Source organism: Telluria aromaticivorans (assembly GCF_013003915.1).
GTDB lineage: Bacteria > Pseudomonadota > Gammaproteobacteria > Burkholderiales > Burkholderiaceae_D > Telluria > Telluria aromaticivorans.
Map to the genome: position 1 here is coordinate 184,421 of NZ_JABAIV010000002.1, position 18,212 is coordinate 202,632.

Annotated in this window: 19 protein-coding genes; 13 read left to right on the top strand and 6 right to left on the bottom strand. The window is 61.8% G+C overall.

Annotated features, from left to right (window positions below; translation table 11 throughout):
* Window positions 1-104 precede the first annotated feature (104 nt).
* The 10 genes from fliI to fliR all read left to right on the top strand — a co-directional run bounded on the left by fliI (window position 105) and on the right by fliR (window position 8,531).
* On the top strand, window positions 105-1,505 hold the full coding sequence (gene fliI / locus HGB41_RS06295) for a flagellar protein export ATPase FliI (protein ID WP_171082329.1): 1,401 nt from the start codon (window positions 105-107) through the stop codon (window positions 1,503-1,505).
* A 53-nt stretch (window positions 1,506-1,558) separates the two neighbouring features.
* Window positions 1,559-2,002: a flagellar export protein FliJ gene (gene fliJ / locus HGB41_RS06300; protein WP_171082331.1), complete on the top strand. Its 444-nt coding sequence runs from the start codon at window positions 1,559-1,561 to the stop codon at window positions 2,000-2,002.
* 34 nt (window positions 2,003-2,036) lie between these two features.
* Window positions 2,037-3,365, top strand: coding sequence for a flagellar hook-length control protein FliK (locus HGB41_RS06305; protein ID WP_171082333.1), 1,329 nt, complete (start codon window positions 2,037-2,039; stop codon window positions 3,363-3,365).
* 249 nt (window positions 3,366-3,614) lie between these two features.
* Window positions 3,615-4,133 (top strand): flagellar basal body-associated protein FliL, encoded by a 519-nt coding sequence (gene fliL, locus HGB41_RS06310; protein WP_171083445.1) that lies wholly within the window; start codon window positions 3,615-3,617, stop codon window positions 4,131-4,133.
* Window positions 4,134-4,145: 12 nt separating this feature from the next.
* Entirely contained in the window at window positions 4,146-5,129 is a 984-nt protein-coding gene (gene fliM, locus HGB41_RS06315) for a flagellar motor switch protein FliM (protein WP_171082336.1), read from the top strand.
* 90 nt (window positions 5,130-5,219) lie between these two features.
* Window positions 5,220-5,654 (top strand): flagellar motor switch protein FliN, encoded by a 435-nt coding sequence (gene fliN / locus HGB41_RS06320; protein ID WP_171082338.1) that lies wholly within the window; start codon window positions 5,220-5,222, stop codon window positions 5,652-5,654.
* Between the two features lie 146 nt (window positions 5,655-5,800).
* Complete coding sequence (fliO, locus tag HGB41_RS06325) at window positions 5,801-6,643, top strand: flagellar biosynthetic protein FliO (protein ID WP_171082340.1); 843 nt, start codon at window positions 5,801-5,803, stop codon at window positions 6,641-6,643.
* Complete coding sequence (fliP, locus tag HGB41_RS06330; RefSeq protein ID WP_171082342.1) at window positions 6,633-7,382, top strand: flagellar type III secretion system pore protein FliP; 750 nt, start codon at window positions 6,633-6,635, stop codon at window positions 7,380-7,382. Before fliO ends, fliP begins: the two co-directional genes overlap by 11 nt.
* 9 nt (window positions 7,383-7,391) lie before the next feature.
* Complete coding sequence (fliQ, locus tag HGB41_RS06335; protein ID WP_171082344.1) at window positions 7,392-7,661, top strand: flagellar biosynthesis protein FliQ; 270 nt, start codon at window positions 7,392-7,394, stop codon at window positions 7,659-7,661.
* Window positions 7,662-7,676: 15 nt separating this feature from the next.
* Window positions 7,677-8,531: a flagellar biosynthetic protein FliR gene (gene fliR, locus HGB41_RS06340; RefSeq protein ID WP_171082346.1), complete on the top strand. Its 855-nt coding sequence runs from the start codon at window positions 7,677-7,679 to the stop codon at window positions 8,529-8,531.
* Between the two features lie 12 nt (window positions 8,532-8,543).
* Here fliR and HGB41_RS06345 read toward each other — a convergent pair whose 3' ends face one another.
* From HGB41_RS06345 to HGB41_RS06355, 3 genes are all read right to left on the bottom strand, one after another.
* Window positions 8,544-9,380: an alpha/beta fold hydrolase gene (locus HGB41_RS06345; RefSeq protein WP_171082348.1), complete on the bottom strand. Its 837-nt coding sequence runs from the start codon at window positions 9,378-9,380 to the stop codon at window positions 8,544-8,546.
* Between the two features lie 108 nt (window positions 9,381-9,488).
* Window positions 9,489-10,259, bottom strand: coding sequence for a LytR/AlgR family response regulator transcription factor (locus HGB41_RS06350; protein ID WP_171082350.1), 771 nt, complete (start codon window positions 10,257-10,259; stop codon window positions 9,489-9,491).
* Complete coding sequence (locus HGB41_RS06355; protein WP_171082352.1) at window positions 10,256-11,416, bottom strand: sensor histidine kinase; 1,161 nt, start codon at window positions 11,414-11,416, stop codon at window positions 10,256-10,258. Before HGB41_RS06355 ends, HGB41_RS06350 begins: the two co-directional genes overlap by 4 nt.
* A gap of 159 nt (window positions 11,417-11,575) precedes the next feature.
* On the opposite strand from HGB41_RS06355, the gene HGB41_RS06360 reads away from it, so the two are divergent.
* On the top strand, window positions 11,576-12,478 hold the full coding sequence (locus HGB41_RS06360) for an alpha/beta fold hydrolase (protein WP_212760861.1): 903 nt from the start codon (window positions 11,576-11,578) through the stop codon (window positions 12,476-12,478).
* A gap of 26 nt (window positions 12,479-12,504) precedes the next feature.
* Complete coding sequence (locus HGB41_RS06365; protein ID WP_171082354.1) at window positions 12,505-13,044, top strand: DinB family protein; 540 nt, start codon at window positions 12,505-12,507, stop codon at window positions 13,042-13,044.
* 397 nt (window positions 13,045-13,441) lie between these two features.
* Here the strand turns inward: HGB41_RS06365 and HGB41_RS06370 are convergent, their stop codons facing one another.
* Window positions 13,442-15,496: a putative bifunctional diguanylate cyclase/phosphodiesterase gene (locus HGB41_RS06370; RefSeq protein WP_171082356.1), complete on the bottom strand. Its 2,055-nt coding sequence runs from the start codon at window positions 15,494-15,496 to the stop codon at window positions 13,442-13,444.
* A gap of 717 nt (window positions 15,497-16,213) precedes the next feature.
* Here HGB41_RS06370 and HGB41_RS23950 point away from each other — a divergent pair.
* Complete coding sequence (locus HGB41_RS23950) at window positions 16,214-16,402, top strand: DUF6678 family protein (protein ID WP_371868465.1); 189 nt, start codon at window positions 16,214-16,216, stop codon at window positions 16,400-16,402.
* Window positions 16,403-16,482: 80 nt separating this feature from the next.
* Here HGB41_RS23950 and HGB41_RS06375 read toward each other — a convergent pair whose 3' ends face one another.
* Window positions 16,483-16,869 (bottom strand): hypothetical protein, encoded by a 387-nt coding sequence (locus HGB41_RS06375; protein ID WP_171082358.1) that lies wholly within the window; start codon window positions 16,867-16,869, stop codon window positions 16,483-16,485.
* 217 nt (window positions 16,870-17,086) lie between these two features.
* Window positions 17,087-17,809: a DUF998 domain-containing protein gene (locus tag HGB41_RS06380; RefSeq protein WP_212760862.1), complete on the bottom strand. Its 723-nt coding sequence runs from the start codon at window positions 17,807-17,809 to the stop codon at window positions 17,087-17,089.
* Window positions 17,810-18,212 lie beyond the last annotated feature (403 nt).

The window sequence follows — 18,212 nt, forward strand, 5'->3', positions numbered from 1 at the left end:
GCCGGAACCACCGCGACATAATTAATTTCGGCGATCACCGCGTGGGCGTTTGTTATCCATGCCCCCGGCATGAATAACCCCGCCCACCCTACATTGATCAACCGATGACGAATCACACCGCCGACCGCCACACCGCCCGCTGGAAATCGTTCTTGAAAGACTGCGACTCGCTGGTAGGCTTCGCCGAACCCATGCAAGTCTCGGGCCGCATCACGCGCGTGGCCGGCCTGGTGATGGAATGCGTCGGCCTGAAGCTGGCCGTGGGCAGCGCCTGCACCATCCCGATGCCCAACGGCACCCGCATCGAGGCCGAGGTGGTCGGTTTCGAAGGCGAGCGCCTGTTCCTGATGCCGCAGAGCGACGTCGAAGGCGTGGTGCCCGGCGCGCGCGTGTTTCCGGTCGAATCGGCACTGCCGAAACCCGGCAGCGTGCAGCACCCGCGCCGTCGTCCGAGCGACCGTACGCGCCACCTGCCGGTGGGCATGCAGCTGCTGGGCCGCGTGGTCGACGGCGCCGGCCGCCCGCTCGACGGCAAGGGTCCGCTCAGCACCGACGAAGTCGGGCCGCTGAACGCCCGCCCGATCAATCCGCTCGACCGCGCGCCGATCACCGACACCCTGGACGTGGGCGTGCGCGCGATCAATGCCATGCTGACGGTCGGCCGCGGCCAGCGCCTGGGCCTGTTCGCGGGTACCGGTGTCGGTAAATCGGTCTTGCTGGGCATGATCGCGCGCTACACCACGGCCGACGTGATCGTGGTCGGCCTGATCGGCGAACGGGGCCGCGAGGTAAAGGAATTCATCGAGCAGATCCTGGGGCCGGAAGGCCGGGCCCGCTCGGCGGTGGTGGCCGCGCCGGCCGACTCCCCTCCCCTGCTGCGCCTGCAGGGCGCGGCCTATGCCACCGCCATTGCCGAACATTTCCGCGACCAGGGCAAGAGCGTATTGCTGATCATGGATTCGCTGACCCGCTACGCGATGGCGCAGCGCGAGATCGCCCTGGCGATCGGCGAGCCGCCGGCCACCAAGGGCTATCCGCCTTCGGTGTTCGCCAAGCTGCCGGTGCTGGTGGAACGCGCCGGCAACGGGCTGGAGGGCGGCGGGTCGATCACGGCCTTTTATACCGTGCTGTCCGAGGGCGATGACCAGCAGGATCCGATCGCCGATGCGGCGCGCGGTATCCTGGACGGCCACATCGTGCTGAACCGCCACCTGGCCGAGGCCGGCCACTATCCGGCGATCGACATCGAACAGTCGATCTCGCGCGCCATGCACGGCATCACCACCCACGAGCACCAGCTGGCCGCACGCAAGCTCAAGCAGCTGTACTCGCGCTTCCAGCGCTCGCGCGACCTGATCAGCGTCGGCGCCTACGCCGCCGGCAGCGACCCGGTGCTCGACCAGGCCATCGCCAAGAATGACCAGATCGAAAATTTCCTGTGCCAGGAAATCCACGACAACGCCACCATGCTGGAGAGTTTGGGGCAATTGACCTCTCTATTCTAAAGATGAAAGGATGCCGGGCGGAACTATACTGTGCTCATTAATTGTGAACCTTTATGGCCCAAGCATCCGCATTAACTACCCTGATCGACCTTGCGCAGCGCGACTCCGACGCGATTGCCAAGCGACTCGGTGCGGCCCTGAAGGCGGTCGAGGAAGGCGAGCAGAAGCTGGTGATGCTGGACGGCTACCGCGACGAATACGTGCGCAAGCTCGACGCGGCGCAGATGGCAGGCATCACCCCGTTCTCGTACCAGAACTTCGTGGCCTTCATCGGCAAGCTGGACAACGCTATTCAAGGCCAGCGCGAAGTGATCAAGCATGCGCAGTACAAGGCGGATACCGAGAAGAAAGCCTGGCAGGAAAGCGAGCGCAAGCGCCTGTCCTACCGCACCCTGAACGAACGCGCAGCAAGCGAAGCGCTGGCGATCGAGAACAAGCGCGACCAGAAACTGATGGACGACCACGCAGCCCGTGGCGCCCGCTACAAACAACGCTGATTCACCGCCGATTTAGGCCCAAACGCATATGACGATGCAGACGACACCCCTTCCGTTCCAGGTCTCCGGCGCCAACGCGCTGGCGCAGCCGCAGCGCAATGCCGCTGCCGGCGTGCAGGCGCCGAATGCGGGCCAGTTCGGCGCCACGCTGTCGCGCGAAATCGCCCAGCGCCAGCAAGCACCTAGCAAGATTACCGGCGCACCGATGCCGGCGCCGAGCCCTGCTTCCGCGAACAAGCCGGCTGCGCCCGCCAGGCAGCAGGCCGCCGAGAAGCCGGCCGCGCAAGGCCCGAAGGCCGCCGCGCGCGAACCTGCGAAACAGAACGAAGCCGTAGCCGATGCGCCTGCAACCGCCCAGTCGGGCGCGCCTGCGAAAGCCGAGGGCACGGAAGACGCGGCAGCTGCCGCTGAATCGGCCAGCGCGGCCGCTGTCGCCGCAGCCGAGGCCGCAGCCAGCCCGGTGACCGACATGCTCGCCTTCATGGCCAGCCTGGCGCAGCCGGCAGCTGCCGTCGCCGTACCGGTAGCCGCTGAAGCCACCGCTGCCGCCACCGGCGCCGACGTTCAGCTGGCTGCGCTGCAGTCCGCGTTTGCCAAGCTCGACACGCTTGAAGTCGCCGTGACCACGGGCGATCCGGCCCTGGCCACCGCCACCGAAGGTGATGCCGGCTTCTCGCTCGCCACCGGCGTGCAGCCGACGACGCAAGAATCGGCTGAACTGCGCGCCGACCTGCGCACCCTGCAGCAGACCGCCCAGGCCGCCGTGCAAGGCGACCCGAAGTCGCTGCAGGGCGGACGCGAGGCTGCGGTTGATGCCGCCGCCATCGTCGAAGCGCCGGCCCCGGCCGCCACCCAGCTGCAGGCCCAGGCCGCGAAGCTCGAGGCACTGGCCCCGGCTGCCGTGCCGGCCGACCGCATCCCGGCGCGCGTCGGCACCCAGGCCTGGGACAACCAGGTCAGCCAGCGCATCGTCTACATGGTCGGCAAGGAGCAGGCCGCGACCCTGACGCTCAACCCGCCGGACCTCGGCCCGGTGCAGGTGGTGCTGAACGTGAGCAACGAAGGCACCAGCGTGGCCTTCTCCTCGAATGAACTGCAAGTGCGCCAGGCCCTCGAAAACGCCCTTCCGCGCCTGCGCGAGATGATGAGCGAGAGCGGCATCATGCTGGGTAACGCGACGGTGGATGCGGGGACGCAGGAACAGCGGCAGGCCCAGGATGGCGAGCGGCGCAATGGGAATGGCAATGGCCGTGCAGGCGTCGACAATGGCGGCACGCTCGCTGCCGCCGATGACGCCAGTGCTCGCCCGGCTACACGGACCGTGATGCTCGGCGACAATGGCATGGTCGATACGTTTGCGTAAGCCGTAGGGTGGGCGGCTTCGCCGCCCGCGCGTTCAACGAACCCGGCCGAACCCACGGAGCGAGTTCATTGACGTGATTTGAACGCGCGGGCGGGAGACCCGCCCACCCTACGAGCAACTATCGCCGGGATTGCCGCCCGTTATCCCCTCTTTTCGGGGCTTGCCGGCCTACCCTTCCCACCGATAATGCCATAATGACGCACCCATTCTTTTAGGCAGTAAAGAGGCATCTTGAAAGCGAATCCGAAAATGAAGGCCGACCCGAAAGCAGACGCAGCCGTCGTAGTTCCGGCCGGCTCCAAGAAAAAGCTGATCGTCATTGCCGTGGCGGCCGTGCTGCTGCTCGGCGGCGGCGGCGCTGCGGGCTGGTATTTCCTGAGTGCGGGCGGCGACGAGGCTGCAAGCGCCACTGCCAAGGATGACAAGAAGAAGAAAAAGAAAGAATCCGGGGTCAAGCCCGAATACGTGCCGGTCGAGCAGTTCACCGTCAACCTGCAGCCGGAAAACGGCGAGCAATACCTGCAGGTGCAGTTCACGCTGCAGGTCGAGGGCACCGAACAGGGCACCCTGATCAAGGACAACATGGCGATCGTGCGCAACCGCGTGCTGCTGCTCCTGTCGGGCAAGAAGGCGTCGGAAATCAGCACCGTGCAGGGCAAGCAGCAGCTCGCCGCCGAGATCCAGGCCATCATCCGCGAGCCCTTCGAGAAAGAAGGCGACGAGCAGGAAGTAACGGACGTACTATTTACCTCGTTTATCATCCAGTAGGCTTGACGTACCATGGCCGATAATTTCCTCTCCCAGGAAGAAGTCGATGCCCTCCTCAAGGGGGTCAACGGCGACCAGGACGACATTGCCGCGCCTGAAGACACCTCGGGGGTACGCACCTATAACCTGGCGACGCAGGAGCGGATCGTCCGCGGCCGCATGCCGACGCTCGAGATCATCAACGAGCGTTTCGCCAGGTATTTGCGGGTGGGCCTGTTCAACTTCCTGCGCCGCAGCGCGGAAGTGTCGGTCGGCTCGGTGCGGGTCTCGAAGTACAGCGAGTTCATCCGCAACCTGGTGGTCCCGACCAACCTGAACCTGATCCACATGAAGCCGCTGCGCGGCACGGCGCTAATGGTGTTCGACCCGGGCCTCGTGTTCCTGCTGGTGGACAATTTGTTCGGCGGCGACGGCCGCTTCCACACCCGCGTGGAAGGCCGCGACTTTACCCAGACCGAGCAGCGCATCATCCTGCGCATCCTGGACATCGTGTTCGAGGCCTACGGCAAGTCGTGGGAACCGGTGTATCCGGTCGAGTTCGAATACATCCGTTCCGAGATGAACACGCAGTTCGCCAACATCGCGACCCCGAACGAGGTCGTGGTGTCGTGCACCTTCACCATCGAACTCGGTTCGGTGTCGGGCCAGATCCACTTCTGCATGCCGTATTCGATGATCGAGCCGATCCGCGATGCGCTGACCTCGAGCCTGCAGGGCGAGGCGCTGGAAGTCGACAAACGCTGGGTGCGCCTGATGACGCAGCAGATCCAGGTCGCCGAAGTCGAGCTGGTGGCGGTGCTGGGCGAAGGCCGCGCCAACTTCGACGAGATCCTGAACATGAAGATCGGCGACGTCATCCCGATCTCGGTGCCGGAAACCCTGCAGGCCACGGTAGACGGCGTGCCGGTGATGGAATGCAGCTATGGCGTCTTCAATGGCCAGTATTCGCTGAAGGTAGAGAAACTGCTGGCCAACAGCGACAGCTTCAACAAATAACACTAAGATATTGCAGTCATCAATAGCGGCAGCAATTAATAGCAGCACGTAATGAATTGACCGGCGGCGTGCCGGCAACAGGAGAGCAAGATGTCTGATACCCAGGATGACCAGGACGGCCTCGACGATTGGGGCGCGGCGATTGCCGAGCAGGCCGCAGCCGAAGCGGCGGCGCTCGAACGCCAGCAGCAGCAAGCAGCAAGCGCGCCGACCGCTGCCGTGTTCAAGGATTTCTCGAACAAGGGCACGCGCAACGAGACGCCCAACGATATCGACTTCATCCTCGACATCCCGGTCCAGCTGACGGTCGAACTTGGCCGCACCAAGATCGCGATCAAGAACCTGCTGCAACTGGCGCAAGGTTCCGTGGTCGAGCTCGACGGCCTGGCCGGCGAGCCGATGGACGTGCTCGTCAACGGCTGCCTGATCGCCCAGGGCGAGGTCGTCGTCGTGAACGACAAGTTTGGTATCCGTCTCACTGATATTATTACGCCATCGGAACGGATCAGAAAACTGAATAAATGACCTCTCGCAACGTCGCTTCACCGCATTCTCTCAATCCTGCTGTGCGACCGGTGGCGGACGACGTTGTAGGGCGGGCGGGGCAAAACAGTCCAGTGGACTGTTTTGCGCCCGCGCGTTCAATCTTGGCCAGATCTGCCCGTGCGTTTATGCCGCCGCTAACTATCACCGCGTGGGCAGGGAACCTGCCCACGCTACGGGTTGCGGCAGCGGCGCTGTTGCTGCCCTTGTCAGCGTGCGCGGCGCCGGTGGGCGCCGATCAAACGCCGGCGGCCCAGCAACAGGTCAGCGCGCCTGCAGCAGCGCCGGCAGTTGCGTCACAGCCTGCCCCCCGCGTTGCACCGACTGCTCAAGAAGTCACCGCGCCCATTCCAGTCACGCCTCCCGCCTCCGTCGAAACCCAACCCCTGCCCCGCGGCGCCACCACGGCCGGACGCCCGGCCACCCCGGCACGCCCTGCACCATCCGGCCCGATCTCGACGCCGGTACAAGGCCCGGGCCCGGATGCCCCGACCACCGCGACGCCAGCGGTCCCTGCTGCTGCCGACACCCCTGCCGCGACCACCACCGCCCCCGCCGCCACGCCGGCTCCCGGCCAGCGTCCGCCGCAAGTGGTCATGCCCGGCTCGGCCACGCCCGGCGCCGGCAGCCTGCTGCAGACCATCCTGGCCCTGGTGCTGGTGCTCGCGCTCCTGCTCGGCATGGCCTGGGTACTGAAGCGCTTCGGCCCGCGCGGCATGATGGGCGCGAGCGCGAACCTCAAGCTGGTGGGCGCCCTGAATATCGGCGGCCGCGAACGGATCATGGTGGTCGAAGTCGGCGACCAGTGGATCGTCGTCGGCGCCTCGCCCGGCCGCGTGAATGCGCTGGCCACCATGCCGCGCCAGGAAGGCGCGCAGGGACATGATGCGCAACTCGCCGCGCACACGACGCCGGCCGCCAGCTTCGGCGACTGGCTCAAGAACACGATAGACAAACGCAATGCGAAATAAACGACTCCTGCTGTGGGTGGGACTGGCGGGACTGGCGCTGCTGCCGCTCGCCGCCTTCGCCCAGTCCGGCATCCCGGCCTTCACCTCGCGCCCCGCCCCGGGCGGCGGCACTGCCTTCTCGCTGCCGGTCCAGACGCTGATCCTAATGACGGCGCTGACTTTCCTGCCCGCCGCGCTCTTGATGATGACTGCCTTCACCCGCATCATCATCGTGCTGTCGCTGCTGCGCCAGGCGCTCGGCACCCAGACCGCGCCACCCAACCAGGTGATGGTGGGCCTGGCCCTGTTCCTGACCTTCTTCGTGATGGGCCCTACTTTCGACCGCATCTACACCGAGGCCTACCTGCCGCTGCAGGAGAACCGGATGGAGATGAGCGAAGCGCTCGACAAGGGCGTGGTGCCGCTGAAGGAATTCATGATCAAGCAGACCCGCCAGTCGGACCTCGCCCTGTTCGTGAAGATCTCGCGCTCGCCGGCCCTGCAGGGCCCTGAAGACATCCCGCTGCGGGTCCTGATCCCGGCTTTCGTCACCAGTGAACTCAAGACCGCCTTCCAGATCGGCTTCGCCATCTTCATCCCCTTCCTGATCATCGACATGGTGGTGGCCTCGGTGCTGATGGCGATGGGTATGATGATGATGTCGCCGGCCGTGATATCGCTGCCCTTCAAGCTGATGCTGTTCGTGCTGGTCGATGGCTGGCAACTGCTGCTGGGCTCACTGTCCCAGAGCTTCTACTAGGAGGCCCGCATGACTCCCGAAACAGTCATGACGATGGGCCGCAACGCGATGGAAGTCACGCTGATGGTGTCCGCCCCGCTGCTGCTGGTGGCACTGATCATCGGCCTGATCATCAGCATCTTCCAGGCCGCGACCCAGATCAATGAAGCCACGCTCTCCTTTATCCCGAAACTGGTTGGCATCTTCGTTGCGCTGGTGGTGGCTGGCCCCTGGATGCTGTCGGTGATGCTCGACTACATGCGCCAGGTCTTTACCGGCATCCCCGGCATGATCGGCTAAGGGGACCTTGCGCCGATGCTGAGCCTGACCACGGGCGAGATGAATGCCTGGATCGCAGGGCTGCTCTGGCCGCTCACGCGTATCCTCGGCCTGGTCGCCTCGGCGCCGCTGTTCGGCAATACGGCCGTGCCGATGTCGATCAAGGTGGGCCTGGGCGTGCTGCTGGCCGCCGTCATCGCCCCCACCGTCCCCGAAGTGCCGGCGCTCGACCCGAGCTCGTGGGCCGGCCTGCTGATCCTGGTGAAGGAACTCCTGATCGGCGTGGCCATGGGCTTCGCGATGCGCATCGTGTTCGCCGCCATCGAGTACGCCGGCGAGGTCGCCAGCATGACCATGGGCCTGGGCTTCGCCATGTTCTTCGACCCGAATTCGCGCGGCCGCTCGTCGGCGGTCGGCCAGTTCCTGGCGCTGGTGGCGACCATGGCCTTCCTGGCCGTGAACGCCCACCTGGTGCTGCTGGCCGCACTGGCCGAAAGCTTCGTCACCCTGCCGATCGCCAGCACCCCGTTCTCGGGCAACGCCCCGCTGGAACTGGCGCGCTGGGGCGGCCGCATTTTCTCGGCCGGCCTGCAGCTGTCGCTGCCGATCGTCGCCGCCCTCCTGATCACCAACGTGGCGCTCGGCATCCTGACGCGCGCCGCGCCGCAGCTGAACATCTTCGGTATCGGCTTCCCGGTGACGCTGGGCGTGGGCTTCCTGACCCTGAGCCTGACCCTGCCCTACCTCGGCATGCCGATCGTGAACCTGTTCAACCAGGGGATCGAAGCCGGGCGCGCGGTGCCGCGCGCCGGAGCGCAGCGGCCGGCGCAGCCGGCGCCTGTATCGGCATCGACACCGGCGCCGGTTGCACCGATCCCCACGCCGGGATAACAATCCCGGGCATCAGCGCACCGCCACGGACTGCTTGCCGGCAGCCGAGATCACCTGCTGGATCGCCGCCTTCACGATCTCCGGCGAGGTCAGCGCCATCTGGTGGCTGGAATCGGCGACGACGATTTTCGCCTTCGGATAGAGCGCGCGCACCTGCTTGCGTGTGTCCTCGTCCATCCGGAAGGCACCAAAATCCACTGCAACGGCAGTCGAGGAAGTCGGCCGGTTAACCAGGCGCACGATCGGCTTGTCGTCGATGCCTTTCATGCCAAGTACCATGTCGCCGGTCTCGTCGATCTTTTCGATTTCGCGCCAGACCGAGCGCGAAAATCCCAGCTGCCCGGCCAGGCGCGACCACAGCGGAAACTCCTCCACCGGCTTGACCATGCGCGGATACAGCGAGTCGACCAGCACCAGGCCCTTTACTTCTTCCGGATAGGCGCGCGCGAACAGCTGCATGTACAGGCCGCCGAGCGAATGGCCAACCAGCACATAGGGCGGGCGCAGGCCCTTGTGGCGCAGGACCTCGCGCAGCTCCTCGACAATGGTGCGGCCGTCGCGCGGCGTGGCGGCGACGGAGCTGTTGCCATAGCCGGGACGGTTATAGGCGAAGACGGTGGCGTCCAGCCCGAGCTGTTCCGGCACCGTGCCCCACTTGTCGATCGTATTGCGCGAACCGCCTTCAAACACCACCACGTCCTTCGACGCGGGATGGCGGATCGTCAGGGACTCGACCTGGCGCCCGCCGATCGTGTCGACGACAGGTGCGGGTGCAGCGGCGCAGGCCTCGCCCGGAGCACCAAGCAAGGACAGGCAGAAGGTGGACAGGATCAGTGCAGGCTTGAACATGGGCGTCTCCATAACGAAAACGCCAGCATCGCCGCCGCGCGATCCCGGCGCACCCGCATTGCGACGGATCGACGGCACACGCGACGAATGGCAAGCTCCCAGTACCGGCTACATCGCCTTGAACAGGTGGACAAAGGCCCGGCTGACCGGCAGCTCGTCGGCATGGCCGCGCATGCGCAGGAACAGGCGGCTTGCCTCGTCGCGCCGGGTGCCCTCCAGCCAGGCCAGGTTGACCACGGTGGAACGGTGCACCTGCCAGAACCCGTCCGGGTCCAGCTGCGCGGCCAGGTCGGTGATCGTGGTGCGGATCAGGTATTCGCCATGGCTGCTCGCGACCACGGTGTATTTGTCGTCGGCGCGGAAAAAGCGGATATCGGCGACATCGAGATGGCGCGTGCGTTCACCCTGGCCGGCCAGGATGTAGCGCAGCCGCGGGCGGGCCGGCGCGGCCATCAGCTGCTGCAAGACCTTGGCCAGCGCCGGACCCGAGGTATCGGCATCCGGCGCGGAACCAGGCACCGTAACCCGCGCCGCACGCAGCCGCGCCACGGTGCGCGCCAGCCGCTCCGTGCTCACCGGCTTGAGCACGTAGTCGAGCGCCGCATGCTCGAAGGCCTGCAGCGCGAATTCGTCGAAGGCGGTCACGAACACCACCCGGGTATGGCCCTCGATCCCCTGCGCCACCTCCAGGCCGGACAGGCCCGGCATCTGGATGTCGAGGAAGGCCAGGTCGGGCTCGAGTTCGGCGATGCGGGCGGCGGCATCGATGCCGTTGCGCGCCAGGTGGACGATCTCGAGTTCGGGCCACAGCGCCAGCAGCTGGTCGCGCAGGTAATGCGCCAGGTGCGGCTCGTCGTCCGCGATCAACGCGCGCGTCATGCCGCCACCGCGGCCGCGACAGGTGCGCCGCTCTCGTCGCCACGGTAGGGCAGCTCCAGTACCGCCTCGGTGCCCGCCGTTCCCGCCTGCAGGACCAGGCTTGCGCCCGCGCCGTACTGGGTGTGCAGGCGCGAACGCAGGTTGGCCAGCGCCATCCCGGCCCCGGGACGCAGGCGGCGGCTCGGGGTGTCCAGGCCGATGCCGTCGTCCGCCACCTTGACCACCAGGCGGCCGCCGCGCACCTCGGCGCTGACGACAACCGTGCCGCCGTCGAGCGTCGGCTCGAGGCCGTGATGAATGGCGTTCTCCACCAGCGGCTGCAGCATCAGCGTCGGCATTCGCGCCGCGCGCGCCTCAGGGCTCGCCTCGATGCGGAACCGCAGGCGCTCCTCCATGCGGATCTGGAGCAGCGACAGGTAGCTGTGCACCATCTCGAGCTCGGACGCCAGGCTGCTGTCGGTCTGGCGCAGCTGGGACAGGCCGGCGCGCAGGTAGCCAGAGAAGGTCTCGAGCATCCGCTTGGCGCGCGGCGGGTCGGCATCCATCAGGCTCTGGATGTTGGCCAGGGTGTTGAACAGCAGGTGCGGCTCGATCTGCCCCTGCAGCAGGCGCAGGCGCGCCTCGTTCGCTTCGCGTTGCAGCTGCTGCTGGCGCAGGCGCGAGCGCCACCACGCCCAGTTAACCCCCATCACGAACAGCAGGAACACCGCGAACTTGGTCAGGGCTGCAGGCAGCGAGATGAACATGCCGCCCAGGTCGAAGCCGACCAGGATCGGCACGATGGTGAAACCGATGGTCATGCCGAGGATAATCGCCCCCAGTGCCAGCGCACTGAGCGCCATGCCGGCGCGGATGTCGCGCACGTCGGCCATGCGCTCGACGAGCAGCCCCGGGAGCCAGCGCGGCGCCAGGCGCAACACGCCGAACAGGGTGTGCACGATGCACAGGCAGATGCCGACATTGGGCAGCAGCGAGGCCCACCACCACCCGGGCCGGTCGACCCGGCCGAAAATGGCGACGAAGGACATCAGCCCCAGGGCCAGCGCCACCGCGACGAAGGAAGCGAGGAACAGGCGGGTGGCGAGGGGCACGTCGTAGTCCGGGCGCAGCTCCCACAGCGAGCGCCAGCCCTGCAGCAAACTTGTTTTTCTTGGCATGGCGCGAGTGTACCGATCAGTTGCCGCGCTGGCGAGCATTCGCGGCGCGACCGGCCATCTCATCGGCGGGCGGTGAGAATGTGCGAAGATTGACAGGCTTTTAAGAAATATACTGACTGGTTATCCGTAGCAAATATGTCATAACCAACAGGAGACAGGATGAATTCGACGACCATGTCGCGCCGCCGCTTTACGGCGCGCGCAGTAGCAGTTCTGGCAGCACTTCCACTGACCTGCGCGATGGCCGCGCCGTTTTCCTCGGAGCGCATTACCGTGCGCACCGAGGGCACCGGGCCGGACGTGGTGCTCATCCCCGGCCTGAATTCGTCGCCGCGCGTGTGGGCCTCGACCGTCAAGAAGCTTCCCGGCTACCGCTACCACCTGGTCCAGGTTTCCGGATTCGCCGGGCAGCCTGCCGCCGGCAACAAGGAAGGAACCGTGGCTGCGCCAGTCGCCGACGAAATCGCCCGCTACATCGAGGCGGCGGAACTCAAGCAGCCAGCGGTGATCGGCCACTCGATGGGCGGCACCATCGGCATGATGCTCGCCAGCCGCCATCCCACCCGCCTGTCGCGCTTGATGGTCGTGGACATGTTCCCCTTCCTCGGCACTTTCTTTGCCGGTCCGGGGGCGAGCCCGAGCCAGGTCGAAGCCGTGGCCGACCGCATCGGCGCCGGCATGCGCGCCGCCACGCCGGAGCAGCGGGCAAAGAGCACCAACGACACCATCGCCGGCATGATCGACACCGAGGCAATGCGCCCCGTCGCAATCAAGGATTCCACCACCAGCGACCCGGACGTCAGCGGCCGCGCCTATCGTGAACTCATCGTCACGAACCTGATTCCCGAACTCTCGAGGATCAGCGTACCGGTCACCGTGCTCTACGTCCAGCCAAAGACAGTGCCGCTGGCGCCCGCACAGTTCGATGGCGTCTACAAGGGCGCCTATGCACCAGTCAAGCAGCTGACCCTGAAGCGCATTCCGGACAGCGCCCACTTCATCATGTGGGACCAACCGCAGCGCTTCCAGAGCGAAGTGGCGTCGTTCCTGTCGCCGCGCTGAGTACGCAAACAGAGGGATAAGCGAGCATGCCCACCCGGGAAGACATCGTCCTGCTGGCGAGCTATAACGCGTCCATGAACAGCAGGCTGTATGCGGCGGCGGCCGCGTTGCCGAAGGACGCGTTGAGCGCGGACCGGGGCGCCTTTTTCGGCTCGGTGCTGGGCACCCTGAACCATATCGTGGCCGGAGACACCATCTGGCTGCGCCGGTTCATGGGGCATCCGTCGGATTTTTCGTCGTTGCAGGCCATGGCCGGGATTGCCGCTCCTGCCGGTCTTGCGTACCCCTACAGCGATGACCTGGATTCGCTCCGGGAACATCGCGTGCGGCTCGATGCGATCATCGAGGCGCTGGCGGCAGAGCTGTCGGATGGCGACCTGGTACAGCCGCTCTCGTACCGGAATTCGCGCGGCGAATCGCGGAAGCATTTCGGCAGCTTGCTGCTGCACCTGTTTAATCACCAGACACATCACCGGGGTCAGGCGAGTACCTTATTGTCGCAATTCGGCGTTGATATCGGGGTTACTGATTTGCTTGGATGGATACCCGAGACCAGTAGACACTAACGTAAGTAATTTTGCCTAGCATTGGCGGTTGAGTTTACAGTCGAGAGCGGACGGCTGCTGATTTCTGACAGCTCCGATTTCGGCCAATTGCGGACGCTGAAATGGCTTAGTGTACGGCCTTGTTAATCTCGCAACAAGACGGCAGGTTTTATTCGATGCTATAAGCCTAGCAAAATCTATGTGATGCGGGACCTCGTCGACATCGTCGCGTGATAGTAAAGAGTACTGCTAATCCATCTTGCGTGCGATTGCCGGAGGTCCGACCTGCACGAGTCGCCGAGCTCCGCTATTGCCCGCGAGCAGCCGACTCACGCGTTTTCATGAGGTATTTTGAATGTTCTCCCACACTACAGTACAGTATGGACAGGTTGCTTGTCTGAAGAATACGGGTCGTGGATTAACTTTGTGGAGCTCGATGCATAAAGCTCGCGAAGAAGATCTCTGCCGGTAGCGGCCGACCTGTGAGAAAGCCCTGGATACTGTCGCACTCTGTTCCTTCCAATACTGCACGCTGTTCTTCGGTTTCGATACCTTCACATATGACATGCAGGTTTAGAGACTTGGCCAAGGCAACAATGCCTTTGATTAGTGGCAACGCCAATTCATCTACAGCAAGTGCAGTAACAAATGAACGGTCGATCTTTATGGCAGTAACAGGTAGCCGGCTGAGGTAAGCCAAGTTTGAGTACCCGGTACCAAAATCGTCGAGTGCAATACGAAAGCCCTTCATTTTAAGAGCTGCCAAAACCTGCGATGTTGCGTCAAAATCCTGTGCAAGCATGCTTTCCGTTACCTCGAGCTTGATGCAGTCCGCACTAATTCCGTGATGCTTGGTCACTTGAGCCAGCATCTCCGGCAAGTCGCGGTTTGCGAGTTGACGCGCCGATACATTGACTGACATCTTGAGCGAGTGGCCCTTACTCTCCCATTCACGGAGCTGGCGACATGCTTCATTGAACACCCAAGCACCCATTTCGATAATCAGCGGCGATTCCTCGGCGATTTCAAGGAACGCAGCGGGACTGAGTAGCCCAAATTCTGGATGCTGCCACCTCACCAGTGCCTCTGCCCCAACGACGCTATTGTCTCGCAGGCTAAGTTGTGGCTGATAATACAAGAGAAACTCGCCGTTCTGAATTGCGTGCAGCATGTCGTTTCGCAAACGATGGCGCCGCATGTCCCAACTATTCGCCTCGCCGTTGTAAACGCTAAGTGAATGACGGCCGTTTACCTTGGTAAGATACATTGCGGTATCAGCCTGGTTGAGCAACTCGTCCGCAGTTTGCGTGCCGTCATGCGCTAGCGCAATTCCGATGCTCGCGCCGATGGTAATGTCGCGTCCGCGTAGCTCGATCGGGGTTGCGATTGCGGCTAGGAGCTGTGACGCAAGAGTGCGAATATGCCCCTCGTCACTGCCGGACACGATTACGACGAACTCGTCTCCGCTATTTCGGGATGGGTAGCAGGTCTCCGAAGAAAATTTCTGTAATCGGTTTCCGATTGCAACCAGAACCTCGTCGCCGGCAGCATGGCCAAAAGCATCGTTTATCTCCTTGAAGCGATCTAGATCGATGAAGATGGCCGCTACCTCATCTCCTGACGCGCTATTAGTGTGAAGCCGACGAGTAAGCGTTCTGAGACAAGCGGTGCGGTTAGGCAAACCTGTGAGAGCGTCATGGGTAGCCGCATATACGAGCGCAAACTCATATTCTTTGCGGTGCGAAATGTCTATGAAAAATATCCTCAATCCCTCTTCCGATGGATATGTTCTAGCTTCAAGCCAGCGCCCAACGGGTGCGTAGAACGCCTCACAATGACCAAACTGCTGAGTGCGCATCACACGCTGGTATGTCTCATGGAACACCGAACCTACTGCTTGGGGAAATTCATCCCATAAGTTTTTGCCGACAAGGTCGGTAGGCCGCCTGTCGAGCCAAACGCCAGCCTGAGCATTTATATAGGTAATGTTCCAATTATGGTCGACCGAAATACAGCCTTCGGTGATCCTGCTTAGGATTGACGCCACCTGCGCGTTGGCTCGCGTGACTTCATGCTCGGCCTTACGCCTTGCGGTGATGTCATGTTGAATGCCAACGAAATGGGTGACGTCGCCAAGCTCATCGGTAACCGGAAACATGTAAAGATGAGTCCAGAATAGTTGACCATTTTTGCGATAGTTCCGGAAGATTGCCTCGCACGAGGTGCCCGTGCGGATCGCTTCAGAAAGGACTGCGCGGCCAGGTTGCTCCCGGTCGTTTTGCTGAAGAAGTCGGCAATTGCGCCCAAGAACTTCATCAGCGCGGTAACCAGTGTAGATTTCGAAAGCGGGGTTCACGAAGACGATCGGATTATCAATACCCTTTGCATCAGTGATCAGGATTGCGGAACTGCTGAGCTTCAGCATCGCGCGAAGGAAGTGCTCACTGTTTCTTCCTATACTTCGGAATTCCATTGCTGCTCCTGACGAGTATCGTTCCAATCTTACTGTTCACGTCGATTCGCTAGCGTATGACGGGTATTGCCCCTCCAACAGATGAGAATCCGCTAGCGAAAGAACGGCATAATGAATGTTGGCTCGACACTCGTGGCCGACCTTGAGGCGGCGAAATCGGTTGAGCCAACTAGGGCTTCGCTCCAAGACCTGGCGCCATCAGCCAAGCCGTTCGTGCCGCCACGCCGAAACACGCAATCCCTGCTACGATTCCTTACCAATGCAGCAAAGCTCGATTGGCAAGTAGCTTTTCGGGACGCTTACGAGCTGAGCGTCACAGGCCTTTGACAGCCAAGATCGCGTCGTTAAGCGGTATGACTAGCGGCTAGCCATACACTTGCGCACGCGGCGTTCGGACAACTAGGGCACTCCCCATAGCTTAATATTTGAATAAACGTGTAAAGTCGATTGCTTTGCCTAAACCTACCATTTTTCATCCAGAGCATTGTAATGGATTGTAAAAATATTATGCTGAACGCATATTTTGATGTGAAGAGGTTTTACATATCAAATAAAATTTCTCTTGCGTAATATGTGTCCTATGATGGAGTCATTTTCTGAATAGATTGAATAGGGGTGGCATGCGCTAACGCTCGATGCGTTTGATAATAACGGTAATCCGTAAGTCGCTCTGTTTCAGCTGTAAGCATAGTAAGTTTAAGCGCCTACCTCGGGTCGTTGCTATGCCCGAATCCGAACCAGGGAGTCCCTGCAAAAGGCAGACAGCTTACACCTTCAAAAATCGACCATACTGACGAAATTTCGAAGGTCGTTGAACAGATCGGTTTCGAATTTGAGGTACGCGGCGACGTCCTTAGAATTTGGTATTACATGCCCAAATCTTACGAGGACTTACCGCATGCCTAATCGATGCCGAAGGTCTGCTTTGGGTAGAAACCTGCCATGCACTAGACGGCTGCAGTCGGCCATTTACGGCCGTTCTCTACTCAGCGCGCGCGAGTTTTCATTGTCAAATGGAACAAGAATACCGCGACGACCAGGCCAACGAACGTGCCGCCAATATCGTGGGGATCGTAAATCAATGTGCGACTCGTCCGCTGCATCATTTCCCAACCAATCAGGGCGGCCGCAGTCGCGAGCACGAGCCACATAAACACCTGCCGCGCCGCCAGGTACGTCGCAGCGGGGCGCTGGTCCAACCAGATGCTCAGAGCGATAAACGGGATCGCGATCGCGGCTGTAACATTAGGAAGCACGCCTAGTAGGTAGGCAACGGTCCCTGGATCAGGCTCGAACCGGCGCGCGAAATGGACCAGGCTTAGAGCCGCGAGTGCTGCGATTCCCACAAGTGAACAGCGGGTAGAAGGTTTCATATCAGAAAGGCTTAGTCAAATCCGTCGAGCAGGCAAATTACTTTTTTGTTATTGCGCAGTTGTCAAAAGCAGCGGCCCCTAACCCGGAAGACGATCGCCCTGTTGCGAACGTTAGCGTCGGGCCGAAGGCGGCCGTTCAGCTCAGCATAGCCTGTCGCCAGGGCGGAAAATCGCGGTCTGTCACGAAGGACTGGATACGACCCATAACGGGCGTTGCTTAAACCAGCACCCGGCTTTTGCGCAAAATCGAAAGCGAGATAAAAAAAGTCCAAAGTGCGAAAAGTGAGAAAAAAGCTCGCTGTGTAAATCCTCGAAGTGACTCAGGGTCATTGCCAGTCAAGTTGAGCCAAAGGTAGACGACGCCCGCCAAACTTGACAACGCGGTGATCTGACGGTGCCAGGGTTGGTCAAGCCAGCTCTCTAGTTCCATATGGGAGATTGCTGGTGCAATCAGATTAATTACCCCGGCTGCATATAGTCCATGCATCGGCGTCCCCATAGGCCAAATGCCGTTTGATACCATGGAGAGGCCGAATATAATCCAAGTCATCGCGGCCAGCGATAATTTTTGGCGAGACAATTTTCCAACGGCAAAACCAAACAGAATGAAGCCGATACCAGAGCCCATAGCTGCTACCCGCATAAAAACACTTGAGATTTCGCCGCTTGCCAGAAGCTCGCTCCCATGCTGGGCTAGCGCGCTGTACCCAGGCTGAGCGAGGCCAGCTGCCGAAAGCCATAGGATAAACCAAGGTAGTGGTAGTAACCCCGCGTGGAGCATTACTCGTACGCTTGTCTTTTGATTCGTGATTTCCATGGTGCTTGCTGTTCCTTCGAAACTGTTTTTATTTTTTTTGAACGGTGATTGTGAGCCGTCAGTGCCGTGCCTCATCATTTCCCCGGTGGGGCAGGCGTGGCGCTGACGAGGTGATTCGTCCAACAGTATTCGCGCGCAATAGCGCGCAGCAATTCCGCCAACAGCGCACCGCCAAGCGTGAGAATTTCGTAGTCTAGCGTGCAAATTCTATCCCGCCTACCATTTTCGGATAAACATGCGGTCCGCCAACCAGGTGCAGATCAAGAACCCAAAGTTTGGAAAAATTACATGGGAACTGGATTGAACTTCAACAAAAGTGAATTTACTCTAGTTCCGCTTGGACCATAAGCTATCAGCAGACTCGACACCGCCTAAGCGCCTATTAAGGACAATTAAGCTACGCGCCTCATTTCTAGCGATAGCGATTTCGCGAAACGGCCTGCACTCTCTATTACCGCCAGGCGGAAGTGATGTTGGTTGACTTACGAGCTCCTCCTGGACTAGAGGCAAAAACAAAATAGATCAA